At 72.5% G+C, this 14,712-nt stretch carries 12 protein-coding genes; 6 read left to right on the top strand and 6 right to left on the bottom strand.

What is annotated here, in order from left to right:
* Positions 1-230 precede the first annotated feature (230 nt).
* From ABD308_RS21235 to hrcA, 3 genes are all read right to left on the bottom strand, one after another.
* Complete coding sequence (locus tag ABD308_RS21235; protein ID WP_344337549.1) at positions 231-980, bottom strand: 16S rRNA (uracil(1498)-N(3))-methyltransferase; 750 nt, start codon at positions 978-980, stop codon at positions 231-233.
* 81 nt (positions 981-1,061) lie between these two features.
* Positions 1,062-2,207 carry a molecular chaperone DnaJ gene (gene dnaJ, locus ABD308_RS21230; RefSeq protein WP_344337547.1) on the bottom strand — a complete coding sequence of 382 codons (1,146 nt, stop codon included), beginning with the start codon at positions 2,205-2,207 and terminating at the stop codon, positions 1,062-1,064.
* A gap of 74 nt (positions 2,208-2,281) precedes the next feature.
* Positions 2,282-3,316 carry a heat-inducible transcriptional repressor HrcA gene (hrcA, locus tag ABD308_RS21225; RefSeq protein ID WP_344337545.1) on the bottom strand — a complete coding sequence of 345 codons (1,035 nt, stop codon included), beginning with the start codon at positions 3,314-3,316 and terminating at the stop codon, positions 2,282-2,284.
* A gap of 275 nt (positions 3,317-3,591) precedes the next feature.
* On the opposite strand from hrcA, the gene htpX reads away from it, so the two are divergent.
* The 4 genes from htpX to ABD308_RS21205 are packed head-to-tail and all read left to right on the top strand — an operon-like array spanning position 3,592 to position 6,807.
* Positions 3,592-4,512, top strand: a complete 921-nt coding sequence (htpX, locus tag ABD308_RS21220) for a zinc metalloprotease HtpX (protein ID WP_344337544.1) — start codon at positions 3,592-3,594, stop codon at positions 4,510-4,512.
* A gap of 40 nt (positions 4,513-4,552) precedes the next feature.
* Entirely contained in the window at positions 4,553-5,140 is a 588-nt protein-coding gene (pspAB, locus tag ABD308_RS21215) for a PspA-associated protein PspAB (RefSeq protein WP_344337543.1), read from the top strand.
* Positions 5,141-5,182: 42 nt separating this feature from the next.
* Positions 5,183-5,953 (top strand): DUF2785 domain-containing protein, encoded by a 771-nt coding sequence (locus ABD308_RS21210; RefSeq protein ID WP_344337541.1) that lies wholly within the window; start codon positions 5,183-5,185, stop codon positions 5,951-5,953.
* Positions 5,954-5,973: 20 nt separating this feature from the next.
* A complete protein-coding gene (locus ABD308_RS21205; protein WP_344337539.1) occupies positions 5,974-6,807 on the top strand; it encodes a DUF3097 domain-containing protein in 834 nt (277 codons plus the stop codon).
* Here the strand turns inward: ABD308_RS21205 and ABD308_RS21200 are convergent.
* The 3 genes from ABD308_RS21200 to ABD308_RS21190 are packed head-to-tail and all read right to left on the bottom strand — an operon-like array spanning position 6,798 to position 10,605.
* Entirely contained in the window at positions 6,798-7,355 is a 558-nt protein-coding gene (locus tag ABD308_RS21200; protein ID WP_344337538.1) for a Uma2 family endonuclease, read from the bottom strand. The two genes, ABD308_RS21205 and ABD308_RS21200, sit on opposite strands and share 10 nt — an antisense overlap.
* Before the next feature lie 40 nt (positions 7,356-7,395).
* Positions 7,396-8,625, bottom strand: coding sequence for a radical SAM family heme chaperone HemW (gene hemW, locus ABD308_RS21195; RefSeq protein ID WP_344337536.1), 1,230 nt, complete (start codon positions 8,623-8,625; stop codon positions 7,396-7,398).
* Between the two features lie 57 nt (positions 8,626-8,682).
* On the bottom strand, positions 8,683-10,605 hold the full coding sequence (locus ABD308_RS21190) for an AMP-dependent synthetase/ligase (protein ID WP_344337534.1): 1,923 nt from the start codon (positions 10,603-10,605) through the stop codon (positions 8,683-8,685).
* A gap of 321 nt (positions 10,606-10,926) precedes the next feature.
* Here ABD308_RS21190 and ABD308_RS21185 point away from each other — a divergent pair, with 321 nt between their 5' ends.
* Together ABD308_RS21185 and ABD308_RS21180 are read left to right on the top strand one after the other, a co-directional pair.
* Positions 10,927-12,660, top strand: coding sequence for an ABC transporter ATP-binding protein (locus ABD308_RS21185; protein WP_344337532.1), 1,734 nt, complete (start codon positions 10,927-10,929; stop codon positions 12,658-12,660).
* Positions 12,661-12,809: 149 nt separating this feature from the next.
* Positions 12,810-14,708 (top strand): ABC transporter ATP-binding protein, encoded by a 1,899-nt coding sequence (locus tag ABD308_RS21180; protein WP_344337601.1) that lies wholly within the window; start codon positions 12,810-12,812, stop codon positions 14,706-14,708.
* Positions 14,709-14,712: the final 4 nt, after the last annotated feature.

Genomic DNA, 14,712 nt, shown 5'->3' with positions numbered 1-14,712 from the left:
GGACGTGGTCGGCCGTCAGCCGCCACGCCCGGCCGCCGTCCAGCGGGGCGAGCCACACGTCGTTCTCGGCCACGAAGGTGATCAGGTCGCCGTGCAGGTGCGGATGGCGCAGATAGGCGCCCACGGAGGTGCTCTCGGGTTCGCTCACACCCGTCACCCTAGGCACGGGGGCGCCCCGCGCGCCGGGACTTTGCCGACCACGGCCCCCTGCGGGGGACGCCGGCCCCGTCCTACGACCAGCGGCCGGTGCGGCCCAGCAGCAGCGCGCCGGCCGCCACCCCGGCGGTGGAGGTGCGCAGCACCGAGGGGCCGAGCCGGTAGGGCTTGGCGCCGTCCTCGGCGAAGGCGGCCAGTTCCTCCGGGGAGACCCCGCCCTCCGGGCCGACCACCAGCACCAGGTCCCCGGTGTCCGGCAGCGCGGCGCCGGCCAGCGGCTCGGCGCCCTCCTCGTGCAGCACGGCCGCGAAGGCGGCGCCGATCAGCACCGGGGCCAGCTGCCGGGTGGTCATCACGTCGCGGATCACGGGGAAGCGCAGCCGGCGGGACTGCTTGCCGGCCTCCCGCGCGGTGGCCCGCCACTTGGCGAGCGCCTTGCCGCCGCGCTCGCCCTTCCACTGGGTGATGCAGCGCGAGGCCGCCCAGGGGATCACCACGTCCACGCCGACCTCGGTCATGGTCTCCACGGCCAGCTCGCCCCGGTCGCCCTTGGGCAGCGCCTGGACGACGACGATCCGCGGCGCCGGCTCCGGCTCGCGGCGCACGGCCGCCACCGTCACCTCGATCCCGTCCTTGCCGCGCACCGCCGCGACGGTGCCGTCCACGCCGAGGCCCAGCCCGTCCGTCAGGGTGACCGCCTCGCCCGGCGTCAGCCGCTTCACGGCGGCCGCGTGCCGTCCCTCCGGCCCGTCCAGCAGCACCAGCGCGCCGGGCGCGGCGGCGGCGATCCGCTCGGTGTCGGTGACGAACACGGGCGCGGTCATGCGGGGAACCTCCGGGAGGGGAACGGGGACGGGGACGCGAAAGGGGTGCCGGGCAGGCCCCGGCACCCCCGCGCGGAACGGCTACCGGCCGTTGAAGGCGTCCTTCAGCCGGGAGAACAGCCCCTGCTGCCCGGGCGCGAACTGGCCGGAGGGCCGCTCCTCGCCGCGCAGCACCGCCAGGCGGCGCAGCAGGTCCTCCTGCTCGGCGTCGAGCTTGGTGGGCGTCTGCACCTCGACATGCACTATCAGGTCGCCCCGGCCGCCGCCGCGCAGGTGGGTGATGCCCCGGCCGTGCAGCGGGATGGACTGGCCGGACTGGGTGCCGGGCCGGATGTCGACCTCCTCCACCCCGTCCAGGGTCTGCAGCGGCACCTGGGTGCCGAGCGAGGCCGCCGTCATCGGGATGGTGACGGTGCAGTGCAGGTCGTCGCCGCGCCGCTGGAACACCGTGTGGGTGGTCTCGGCGATCTCGACGTACAGATCGCCGGCCGGGCCGCCGCCGGGGCCGACCTCGCCCTCGCCGGCCAGCTGGATCCGGGTGCCGTTGTCGACACCGGCCGGGATCTTGACGGTCAGGGTGCGGCGGGCGCGGACCCGGCCGTCGCCGGCGCACTCCGGGCACGGGGTCGGCACGACGGTGCCGAAGCCCTGGCACTGCGGGCAGGGGCGGGAGGTCATGACCTGGCCCAGGAAGGACCGGGTGACCTGGGAGACCTCGCCCTTGCCGCGGCACATGTCACAGGTCTGCGCGGAGGTGCCGGGCGCGGCGCCCTCCCCACTGCAGGTGGTACAGGTGACCGCCGTGTCGACCTGGAGCTCCTTGGTGGTGCCGAACGCGGCCTCCTCCAGGGTGATCTCCAGGCGGATCATGGCGTCCTGGCCGCGCCGGGTCCGCGAGCGCGGGCCGCGCTGGCCGGAGGCCGCGCCGAAGAAGGCGTCCATGATGTCGGAGAAGCCGAAGCCGGCCGCGCCCGCGCCGAAGCCGCCCGCCCCGCCGCCCCCGCCGTTCGGCGAGAGCGGGTCGCCGCCGAGGTCGTAGACCTGACGCTTCTGCGGGTCGGAGAGCACCTCGTAGGCGGCGTTGATCTCCTTGAACCGCTCCTGCGTCTTCGGGTCCGGGTTGACGTCCGGGTGCAGTTCGCGTGCCAGGCGCCGGAACGCCTTCTTGATCTCGTCCTGCCCCGCATCCCGTCGGACGCCGAGTACCGCGTAGTAGTCCGTGGCCACCAAATGCTCCGCTTGTTCCGCCTGTAAGAGTGCTTGCGACTGCGGTCACCATCAGATCCGATGGTGATCCGTTCCTACGACTCGGCCAGGATCTGGCCCACGTACCGTGCCACCGCTCGCACCGCCCCCATTGTGCCCGGATAGTCCATCCGGGTCGGACCGATCACACCCAGTTTGGCCACGCTTTCGTCGCCCGAACCGTAACCGACCGAGACGACCGACGTGGAATTCAGGCCCTCGTAGGCGTTCTCACGGCCGATCCGGACCGTCATCCCGGCGTCCGCGGTCTCACCCAGGAGGCGGAGCAGGACGACCTGCTCCTCCAGTGCCTCCAGCACCGGCTGGATGGTCAGCGGGAAGTCGTGGCCGAGGCGGGTCAGGTTGGCCGTGCCGGCCAGCATGATCCGCTCCTCGCTCTGTTCGGCGAGCGTCTCGAAGAGCGTCGCCAGCACCGTCGACACGGTCGGCCGGTCGGCCGCCTCGAACAGCGCGGGCAGCTCCTCCAGCAGCCCGGGGACCTCCGGCAGCCGCTGGCCGGCGGCCCGTGCGTTGAGGCGGGCCCGCAGGTCCGCCAGCAGGGTCTCGCCGACGGCGCCCGGGCAGTCCACCAGCCGCTGCTCGACCCGGCCGGTGTTGGTGATCAGCACCAGCATCACCTTCGCCGGGGCCAGCGCGACCAGCTCGACGTGCCGCACCGTGGAGCGGCTCAGCGAGGGGTACTGGACCACCGCGACCTGGCGGGTCAGCTGGGCCAGCAGGCGCACGGTGCGGGCGACCACGTCGTCGAGGTCCACCGCGCCGTCCAGGAAGTGCCGGATCGCCCGCCGCTCGGGCGCGCTCATCGGCTTGACCTCGGCCAGCTTGTCGACGAACAGCCGGTAGCCCTTGTCGGTGGGGATGCGCCCGGCGCTGGTGTGCGGCTGGTGGATGTAGCCCTCCTCCTCCAGCGCGGCCATGTCGTTGCGGACGGTGGCCGGGGAGACCCCGAGGTTGTGGCGGTCCACCAGGGCCTTGGAGCCGACCGGCTCCTCCGTCCCCACGTAGTCCTGGACGATCGCGCGAAGCACCGCGAGCTTGCGGTCGTCGAGCTGGCGGACCTCACCGGCCATGGGGCACGCACCTCCGTCTTCACGCGTTGTCCGTTGTGACACGCCGTTGTGGCATGTGTCCGCATTCGAGCTGTCCGGGCCGGCCCCGCAGGACCCCGGCCTTGGCACTCGGGTCTCCCGAGTGCCAGAACCGTACCTGCCAGTGTAAGGCCCGGGTCCGACGGCAGGAACGGCCCGGCCGGGGTGATCCTGCCCGCAGTTCGCGGCGCGCGGGTGATGCCGCGGGCCCGCCCGGGTGGGAGCATCGGAAGCGGACGGCGAACGGAGGAGCAGCGATGTCGACCCCGGGCCAGCACACCCGCTTCGCCCCCGACCGCGGCCTGACCGGCCGGATGGTGGGGACGATGTTCCTGATCGGACTGCTGTACGTCGGCTTCACCGGGCTGCTGATCGCCCTGCTGCGCGGCGCCTGGCCGATCATCGTCCTGATCTCCGGCGGCCTGTTCGTCGCCCAGTTCTGGTTCAGCGACAAGATCACCGAGCGGGCCATGGGCGCCCACCGGGTCACCCCCGAGCAGTACCCGCAACTGCACGGCGCCGTCGACCGGCTCTGCGCGCTCGCCGACATGCCCAAACCCCGGGTCGCCGTCGCCGACAACGACATGCCGAACGCCTTCGCCACCGGCCGCAACCCGCGGAACGCGGTGGTCTGCGTCACCACCGGGCTGCTGCGCCGGCTGGAGCCGGAGGAACTGGAGGGCGTGCTCGCGCACGAGCTGTCGCACGTCGCCCACCGGGACGTCGCCGTGATGACGGTGGCCGGCTTCCTCGGCGTGCTGGCCGGCGCGATGACCAGGATCGCCGTGTACGGCGGCTTCATGGGCGGCGGCCGCAACAGCAACGACTCCAACGCCGCGATCGTCGCGCTGGTCGTCCCGCTGGTGTCGATCGCGGTCTACGCGATCAGCTTCCTGCTGACCCGGCTGCTCTCCCGCTACCGGGAGCTGGCCGCCGACCGGGCCGCCGCCCAGCTCACCGGCCGGCCCAGCGCGCTCGCCTCGGCGCTCACCAAGGTGACCGGCCAGATCGCCGCCATCCCCACCAAGGACCTGCGCCAGGCGCAGGCCTACAACGCCTTCTACTTCGCCCCCGCGCTGAGCGCCCGGGAGGCCGCCGCCCAGCTGTTCTCCACCCACCCGACACTGGAGCAGCGGCTGGCCCAGCTCGCCACGATCTCCACCCGGCTCGGCCGGTGACCCGGACCCCTCGACCCTGCTTCCGGAAGGACGGACCGCCGTGGGCATCCTGGACGCGCTGTTCGGCCGCAGCAAGCCCGTCAAACCCGACCTCGACCAGCTGTTCGGGGTGCCGTCCGCCGCGCTGACCCTGGAGGCCGGGGCGGGCCTGCGGCCCACCGGGCTGGGCTCGGTCTGCTTCGCCTCGGTCGAGGGCGGCGCCTTCGACGAGGTCGAGCGGCAGGTCAGGGCGCTGCTCGACGCCGACACCGGACGCGGCGGCGTCCCCGTGGAGGCGTCCCGGGACGCCTACGGCTACTCCTGGCTGCTCGCCCGGCACGCCCCCGAGGAACTGCCCGAGCTGGTCAACGACCTGCACGCGGTCAACAGCGAGCTGGAGGCGAACGGCTTCGGGCCGCAGCTGCTCTGCTCTCTGATCGGCTTCCGGGACGCCGGGGGGCGCCGTCCGCTGGCCCTGGTCTACCTGTACAAGCGCGGCACCTTCTACCCGTTCGCGCCGCTGCCGGGCGGCGGGGAGAAACGCGACAGCCCGCTGGAGCTGGAGGTCAACGCGATGCTCGGCAACGACCTGCGGCTGGAGAAGGACCTCACCCGCTGGTTCCCGGTCTGGGGCGCGCCGGGCCTGTGAAAACCGGTGGCCGCGGCGGGCCGGGCCGCCTAGGGTCCGGCCGTGATCAACTGGACCGAGATCGAGACCGCCGCCCCCACCCCCGACCTGCTCGCCGCCGTGAGCGCCGCGATGCGCTCCCCCGACCCCGAGACCCGCGACACCCACGCCTACGAGCAGTTGTGCCGCTGGGTGCCGCTGCTCACCCCCGAACAGCGCCTGGCCCTCGGCGACGAGATGGCCGGGCGGCTGTCCGACCCCGAGATCCAGGCCCGCACCTTCGCCCCGCTGGTCCTCGCCGAACTCGTCGACGCCGGCGCCCACCGGCCCGCCTGGCTGGACGCCTTCGCCCACTGGTACCCCGCCGAGAGCGACCTGCGCGGCTGGGACCCCGGACTCGGGTGGCTGCACGCCGTCGCGCACGGCGCCGACCTGCTGGGCGCCCTCGGACGCAGCCCGCTGGTCGCCGACCCGGCGCCTCTGCTGGACCTTGCCTCGGCCCGGCTGCTCGCCCCCACCGACCACGTCCTGGACGCCATGGAGGACGACCGCCTCGGCCGCGCCATCGGCCAGGTCCTCACCCGCTCCGAGCTGACCGAGCGGCAGGCGCTGGCCTGGCTCGACCCGATCGCCGCCACCGGCCGCCGAAAGCCCGGCGTCGTCCCCGCGACCGTCTCCAACACCCTGCGCACCCTGCGGGTGGTGTACCTGCTCGCCGACCGCGGGGTGCGCCCGGTCCCGGGCGCCGAGCCGGTGGCGCTGCGCCACGCCGCCGCCCTGCGCGGGCGACTCGCCGAGGTCCTGGCGATCAACACCTCGTACTACCTCGGCTGACGCCTCGTAGACTGCGTGGAATGCGCAGCCGCCAGTACGGACCCGACCTGACCCCGCCGTGGAAGAAGCAGGCTCCCGCGCCGGAGGTGCCCGCCGAGCGGGACCTGGTGGTCGAGGAGGCGGCGAGCGGCTTCTGCGGGGCGGTGGTGCGCTGCGAGAAGACCGCCGAGGGCTTCACCGTCACCCTGGAGGACCGTTTCGGCAAGCACCGGGTCTTCCCGCTGGTCCCGCGCGGCTTCCTGCTGGAGGGCCGGACGGTCACCCTGGTCCGGCCCACCGGGCCGGCGCCGGCCCGCGCCCCGGGCCGCACCGCCTCCGGCTCGGTCGCCGTCCCCGGCGCCCGGGCCCGGGTGGCCCGGGAGTCGCGGATCTACGTCGAGGGCCGGCACGACGCCGAGCTGGTGGAGCGGGTCTGGGGCGACGACCTGCGGATCGAGGGCGTGGTCGTCGAGTACCTGGAGGGCGTCGACGACCTGCCCGCGATCGTCGCCGACTTCGCCCCCGGCCCGGGCCGCCGCCTCGGCGTCCTGGTCGACCACCTGCTCCCCGGCACCAAGGAGCACCGCATCGCCGCCCGGGTCACCGGCCCGCACGTGCTGGTCGTCGGCCACCCCTACATCGACGTCTGGCAGGCCGTGAAGCCCTCCTCGGTGGGCATCCCGGCCTGGCCCGCCGTCCCCCGCGGCGAGGACTTCAAGCTCGGCACCTGCCGCCGCCTCGGCTGGCCCGAGGACACCCCCGCCGCCTGGAAGCGCATCCTGTCGAAGGTCGACTCCTACAAGGACCTGGAGCCCGAGCTGCTGGGCCGCGTCGAGGAACTGATCGACTTCGTCACCCCGCCGGGTCAGGAGTAGGTCCGGAACTCCGAGGTGTCGAGAACGACACCCAGGAGGTCCAGCGGCACCGGCTCGCCGAACTTGGTGGTCCGCTCCGCCACGTAGTCCGGCAGCCCCGAGGCCCCCGCCGGGGTCGGCTCGGTCAGCAGCACGCAGAGGCCCTTGATCGGATCGACGATCAGATAGACGGGAACGGCGCCCTCCGCGTAGAGCTCCCGCTTGGTCCGGTAGTCGCGCAGCACGCTGGTCTTCGAAACGACCTCGACCACCAGGGTCACGGCTGGTGCGGGAACCAGGCGCCCGGGCCCCTTGACGGCTCCCCGCTCGATCACCACCAGATCCGGCTGCGGCTCGCTCGCGTCGGCGGGGAAGGCCACGTCCTGGGTCTGGAGCCGGTGCCACCGGATGCGCGGGACCTGGTCGACGATCGACTCGACGATGAGGTTGTGGGCCATGTCCGGCCCCGCCATCATCACGATTTCCCCCCTGATGAGCTCGGCCTTGCAGCCCTCCGGGACCTCCAGGTCCTCGAAGAATCTGGTCATCCGTTCATCGATGGCGGTCATCGCGCGCTCCCTCCGACGGCTGACACCACGTTAACGACACTCAGTCCACCAGGTCCCGCACCACCGCGTCGGCCAGCAGGCGGCCCTGGAGGGTGAGGGCGGCGCGGCCGTGGTCGTAGGGGGCGGCGGCGAGGAGGCCGTCGGCGAGGGCGCGGGCGGCGGCCTCGCGGCCGGCGGCGGTGAGCAGGTCCAGGGGGATGCCCTCGGCGAGACGCAGTTCCAGCAGGATCCGCTCGACCCGGCGGTCCTCGGCGGTGAGGCGTTCGCGACCCTGGGCGGGGGTGCGGTGCTCGGCGAGGGCGCGGGCGTAGGCGGCCGGGTGCTTGGCGTTCCACCAGCGGACGCCGCCGACGTGGCTGTGCGCGCCGGGGCCGGCGCCCCACCAGTCGCCGCCGGTCCAGTACAGCTCGTTGTGGCGGCAGCGGCCCTCCGGGGTGGTGGACCAGTTGGAGACCTCGTACCAGGAGTAGCCGGCGGCGCTCAGCGCCTCCTCGGCGATCAGGTAGCGGTCAGCGTGCACGTCGTCGTCGATCATCGGCAGTTCGCCGCGCCCGACCCGGGCGGCCAGCCGGGTGCCCTCCTCGACGATCAGCGAGTAGGCGGAGACGTGGTCGGGGCCGGCGCCGATCGCGGCGTCCAGGGAGGCGCGCCAGTCGTCGTCGGACTCGCCGGGGGTGCCGTAGATGAGGTCGAGGTTGACGTGTTCGAAGCCGGCCGCGCGGGCCTCGGCGACGCAGGCCTCGGGGCGGCCGGGGGTGTGGTGGCGGTCGAGCAGTTTCAGCACGTGCGGGCGGGCGGACTGCATGCCGAAGGAGATCCGGTTGTAACCGCCCTCGCGCAGCTCCGCCAGGTACGCCGGGTCCACGGACTCCGGATTGGCCTCGGTGGTGATCTCGGCACCGTCCGCGAGCCCGAACTCCTCGCGGATCGCGGCGAGCATCCGCACCAGGTCGCGGGCCGGCAGCAGGGTCGGGGTGCCGCCGCCCAGGAAGACGGTGCGCACCGGCGGCGCGTCCGCGCCGAGCACCCGGCGGGCGAGCCGGACCTCGGCGACCACGTTGTCCGCGTACGTCTCCTGGGAGGCGACGGTGCCCGAGGAGCGCAGCTCGGTGGCGGTGTAGGTGTTGAAGTCGCAGTAGCCGCAGCGGCTCGCGCAGTAGGGCACGTGCAGGTAGAAGCCGAACGGCCGCGAGCCCAGCCCGTCGAGGGCGTGCGCGGGCAGGGAACCGTCGGACGGCACCGGTTCGCCGTCGGGGAGTGCGGAGGGCATGACCCCATTGTCCCGTACGGCCGGGGTGATCTCCCCGGCCGCACGGGACGGGGCCGGTCAGGCCTCGTTGGCGCCCGTGTACATCGCGGTGACGGCCTCCGCGTAGGTCCGCTCCACCACCGGGCGCTTGATCTTCAGGCTCGGGGTGAGCTCCCCGTGCTCGATGTCCAGGTCGCGCGGCAGCAGGTGGAACCTCTTGATCGTCTGCCAGCGCTGGAGCCGTTCGTTGAGCCGGCGCACGAAGCCGTCGATCAGCTCACGGGTGCGCGGGTCGGCGACCACCTCGGCGTAGGACTTGCCGGCCAGACCGTTCTCGGCGGCCCAGGGCATGATCACCGCCTCGTCCAGGCCGATCAGCGCGGTGCAGTAGTTGCGGCCGTTGCCGATCACCAGGATGTTGCTGACGAACGGGCAGACCGCCTTGAACCTGCCCTCCACCTCGCTCGGCGCGACGTACTTGCCGCCGGAGGTCTTGAACAGGTCCTTCTTGCGGTCGGTGATCCGCAGGAAGCCGTCCGGGGACAGCTCGCCGATGTCCTCGGTGTGGAACCAGCCGTCCGCCTCCAGCACCTCGGCGGTCTTCTCCGGCAGGTTGTGGTAGCCGCGCATCACGCCCGGGCCGCGCAGCAGGATCTCGCCGTCCTCGGCGATCCGCACCTCGGTGCCGGGCAGCGGACGGCCCACCGTGCCCACCCGGATGTCCTCGGCCCGGTTGACGCTGGAGCCGGCGCTGGTCTCGGACAGCCCGTAGCCCTCCAGGATCGGCACCCCGGCGCCGACGAAGAAGTAGCCGATCTCCGGGGCCAGCGCGGCGCTGCCGGACACCGCCCCGCGCAGCCGCCCGCCGAAGGCCGCCCGGATCTTCGCGTACACCAGCCGGTCGGCGAGGGCGTGCTTCATCCGCAGCAGCGCCGGGGCGGTGCCCACGCCGGTCGCCACCCGGCTGTCCTGGACCGTGCGGGCGTACTCGCGGGCGGTGCGCGCCGCCCACAGGAAGATCTTGTACTTGGCGCCGCCCTCGGCCCTGGCCCGGCCGGCGATGCCGTTGTAGACCTTCTCGAAGATCCGCGGCGCCGAGGCCATGATGGTCGGCCGGATCACCGGCAGGTTGTGGATGATCCGCTCCACCCGGCCGTCCAGCGCCATCACGTGGCCGGTCGCGATCTGCCCCGAGATCAGCGTCTTGCCGAACACGTGCGACAGCGGCAGCCACATGAACTGCACGTCGTCGGCGGCCAGCAGCCCGCTCGCCTCCTGGGCCCGCCCCTCGTAGGCCCAGCAGTCGTGCACCAGGCGCACGCCCTTGGGGCGGCCGGTGGTGCCGGAGGTGTAGATGAGGGTGGCCAGCCGCTCCTTGTCGAGCGCGGCGATCGTCCTCTCCACCGCGTCCGGGTGCGCCGCCAGGTGCTCGGCGCCCAGCCGCTCCAGCTCGGCGAGGGTGATCACCCGCAGCCGCCCGGCCGGCGGCGGCCCGTCCGGCTCGTCGAACAGGATCACCGTCTCCAGCCCGGGCAGCCGGTCCAGCTCGGCGACCACCTTGTCCAGCTGGGCGGTGTTCTCGGCGAACAGGGCCCGGGAGCCGGAGTCGGAGAGGATGAACGCCGTCTCGTCGGCGTTGGTGCTCGGGTAGACGGCCGTGGTGGCCGCGCCCGCGCACATGTTGCCGAGGTCGGCGAGGATCCACTCCAGCCGGGTGGAGGAGGCCAGCGCCACCCGGTCCTCGGCCTCGATGCCCAGCGACAGCAGGCCGGCCGCCACCGCGTACACCCGGACCGCGGTCTGCGCCCAGGTCAGCGAACGCCACTGCTCGGCGCCGGGCGTGCTGTCCGCCGCCTGCTCGTCCACCGGGACGGGGTGGCGGTAGGCCTCGGCGCCGGGGGTCAGCGCGACCCGTTCCTGGAACAGGTGGGCGACGGAGGCGGGGCGCCCGGCCACGATGTCGGTACGGCCGGAGTCGATCAGGGACTGCGCGGAACTCAACGAGGACCTCCGGGAGCGGGTGGCCGTCTGGAAGATGTGACGTCCGTGGGGGCGGCCGCCGGCCCCCGGGCAGCCGGGACCGGTACCGGCGAGTAACAAGAGGGCTGCCAGCAGCCTAGGGGGAAACCGGTCATTCCGTAAGAGGGCGGGCCGGGTCGGCACTCTCCCGAACCACCGGTGCACGGCACCACCTCGCCACCCGGAACGTTCGGCAAAGGGCTGGACAAAGATCCGGCTCGCTTGCCCGGAATCTCCTGTACCGGCCTCCCGAACCATGAGAATTGGGATGCCAACTCCGCCGCCGACGACAAGAGTGAGCCAGTGCTGATCAGACTGCTCAGGGCGTACCTGCGCCCCTACACCCGACCGATCACCCTGCTGGTGCTCCTCCAGCTGGTGTCCACCCTCGGGCTGCTCTACCTGCCCACGCTCAACGCCGACATCATCGACAGCGGAGTGATCAAGGGGGACACCGGCTACATCCTGCGCGTGGGCGCCGTGATGATCGGCGTCACCCTCCTGCAGACCCTCTGCTCGATCGTCGCCGTCTACTACGGCGCGCGCACCGCCATGGCCGTCGGCCGCGACATCCGGGCCGCCGTCTTCGACCGCGTCCAGGGCTTCTCCGCCCGCGAGATCGGCCAGTTCGGCGCCCCCTCCCTGATCACCCGCACCACCAACGACGTCCAGCAGGTCCAGATGCTGGTCCTGATGTCGTTCACCCTGATGGTCGCCGCACCGATCATGTGCGTCGGCGGCATCATCATGGCCCTCAACCAGGACGTGCCGCTCTCCGCGCTGCTGCTCGCCGTCGTCCCCGTCCTCGGCGTCCTCGTCGTCGCCCTCGTCCACCGGCTGCGCCCGCGCTTCCGCGGCATGCAGGAGAAGATCGACACCGTGAACCGGGTGCTGCGCGAGCAGATCACCGGCATCCGGGTCATCCGCGCCTTCGTCAAGGACGACCACGAGCAGAACCGGTTCGCCGGCGCCAACGAGGACCTCACCGACGTCTCGCTGCAGGTCGGCAAGCTGATGGCCTACCTGTTCCCGAGCGTCATGCTCGTCATCAACGTCTCCAGCGTCGCCGTCCTGTGGTTCGGCGCCCACCGGATCAACAGCGGCGAGATGGAGATCGGCGCCCTCACCGCCTTCCTCTCCTACCTGCTGCAGATCCTCATGAGCGTCATGATGGCCACCTTCATGTTCATGATGGTGCCGCGCGCCGAGGTCTGCGCCGAACGCGTCCAGGAAGTGCTCGACACCCACTCCAGCGTCGTGCCGCCCGCCGCCCCCGTCACCGAGGTGCTGCGCCGCGGCCGACTCGAACTGCGCGACGTCGACTTCCGCTACCCCGGCGCCGAGGCGTCCGTGCTGCGCGGCATCGGCATCACCGCCGGCCCCGGCGAGACCACCGCCGTCATCGGCTCCACCGGCAGCGGCAAGTCCACCCTGCTCGGCCTCGTCCCCCGGCTCTTCGACGCCACCTCCGGCCAGGTCCTGCTCGGCGGCGTCGACGTCCGCGAACTCGACCCCACGACCCTCGCCGACAGCGTCGGACTCGTCCCGCAGAAGCCCTACCTGTTCTCCGGCACCGTCGCCAGCAACCTGCGCTACGGCCGGCCCGACGCCACCGACGAGGAACTCTGGCACGCCCTGGAGATCGCCCAGGCCAAGGACTTCGTCGAACAGCTCCCCGAAGGCCTGGACGCGCCCATCTCCCAGGGCGGCGGCAACGTCTCCGGCGGCCAGCGCCAGCGCCTGGCCATCGCCCGCACCCTGGTGCGCCGGCCCGACGTCTACCTCTTCGACGACTCCTTCTCGGCGCTCGACTACGCCACCGACGCCAAGCTGCGCAAGGCGCTCGCCCGCGAGACCTCCGACGCCACCGTGGTGATCGTCGCCCAGCGCGTCTCCACCATCCGCGACGCCGACCGGATCATCGTCCTGGACGAGGGCGCCGTCGTCGGCAGCGGCACCCACGGCGAGCTCATGGCCGGCAATCCGACGTACCGGGAGATCGTGCTCTCCCAGCTCACCGAGCAGGAGGCGGCGTGACCAGCCCCGACAAGCCCGCGCCCGGCCTCGGCAAGGCACCCGGCGGACGCCCGGGCGGACCCGGTGGACCCGGCGGACGCCCGCCCCAGACGGCCGGCGACTCCCAGGCCGCCGCCGCCCGCCGCGGCCCCGCCGGCCCCGGCCGCTTCATGGGCGGCCAGGGCGCCGAGAAGTCCATGGACTTCAAGAACTCCGGCAAACGGCTGCTCAAGCTCCTGCGCCCCGAACGCGCCCTGATCGCCGGCGTCCTCGCCCTCGGCACCCTCAGCATCGGCGCCGCCGTCGTCGGCCCCAAGATCCTCGGCCACGCCACCGACCTGATCTTCGCCGGCGTCATCAGCGGCCGCTTCCCCGCCGACGCCTCCAAGCAGCAGATCGTCGACTCCATGCGCGCCGGCGGCGAAGGCGACCTCGCCAACCTGCTCTCCTCCGTCGACTTCACCCCCGGCCAGGGCATGGACTTCGGCGCCATCGGCACCGTCCTGCTCTGGGTCCTCGCCATCTACGTCGCCGCCGCCGTCTTCGGCGTCGTCCAGGGCCGCCTCGCCGCCCACGCCATCCAGCGCGCCGGCTACCGGCTACGCCAGGACACCGAGGCCAAACTCGCCCGGCTGCCGCTCAGCTACTTCGACAAGCAGCCCCGCGGCGAGGTCCTCAGCCGGGTCACCAACGACATCGACAACATCAGCCAGACCATGCAGCAGACCATGGGCCAGGTGGTCAACGCGCTGCTCACCGTCATCGGCGTGCTCGCCATGATGTTCTGGATCTCCTGGCTGCTCGCCCTCATCGCGCTCATCACCATCCCGCTGTCCGTGGTCGTCGCCACCCGCGTCGGCAAGCGCGCCCAGCCCCAGTTCGTCCAGCAGTGGAAGTCCACCGGGCAGCTCAACGCGCACATCGAGGAGATGTACACGGGCCACACCCTGGTCAAGGTCTTCGGCCGGCAGAAGGAGTCCGCCGAAACCTTCCGCGAGCACAACGAGGCCCTCTACGCCTCCAGCTTCAAGGCCCAGTTCATCTCCGGCGTCATCCAGCCCGCGATGATGCTGATCGGCAACCTCCAGTACGTGCTGATCGCCGTCGTCGGCGGCCTGCGGGTGGCCAGCGGCGCGCTGTCCATCGGCGACGTCCAGGCGTTCATCCAGTACTCCCGCCAGTTCAGCCAGCCGCTCACCCAGGTCGCCAGCATGGCCAACCTGGTGCAGTCCGGCGTCGCCTCCGCCGAACGCGTCTTCGAACTCCTCGACTCCCCCGAGCAGACCCCCGAACCGGCCATGCCGGAACGCCCCGACGCCCTGCGCGGCCGGGTCGTCTTCCAGGACGTCGCCTTCCGCTACGACCCCGACAAGCCGCTCATCGAGGACCTCTCGCTCAAGGTCGAACCCGGCCAGACCGTCGCCATCGTCGGCCCCACCGGTGCCGGCAAGACCACCATGGTCAACCTGCTGATGCGGTTCTACGAGGTCAGCTCCGGCCGGATCACCCTCGACGGCGTCGACATCGCCGCGATGTCCCGCGAGGAGCTGCGCTCCGGCATCGGCATGGTCCTACAGGACACCTGGCTGTTCGGCGGCACCATCGCCGACAACATCGCCTACGGCGCCGACGGGGCCACCCGCGACCAGGTCGTCGAGGCCGCCAGGGCCGCCCACGTCGACCGCTTCGTGCGCACCCTGCCCGAGGGCTACGACACCGTCATCGACGACGAGGGCACCGGCGTCAGCGCCGGCGAGAAGCAGCTCATCACCATCGCCCGGGCCTTCCTCGCCCAGCCCTCGATCCTGGTCCTCGACGAGGCCACCAGCTCCGTCGACACCCGCACCGAGGTGCTCATCCAGCGGGCCATGGCCCGGCTGCGCACCGGGCGCACCAGCTTCGTCATCGCCCACCGGCTCTCCACCATCCGGGACGCCGACGTGATCCTCGTCATGGAGAACGGCTCCATCGTCGAACAGGGCGGCCACGACGAGCTGATCGCCGCCGACGGGGCCTACGCCCGGCTCTACAAGGCGCAGTTCGCCGAGGCGGTCGCCGAGGTCGAGTAGCGCC

The organism is Kitasatospora putterlickiae, from assembly GCF_039527695.1.
In the GTDB taxonomy this organism is placed as follows: Bacteria; Actinomycetota; Actinomycetes; order Streptomycetales; family Streptomycetaceae; genus Kitasatospora; species Kitasatospora putterlickiae.
This window is presented reverse-complemented; position numbering and strand designations above follow the sequence as displayed.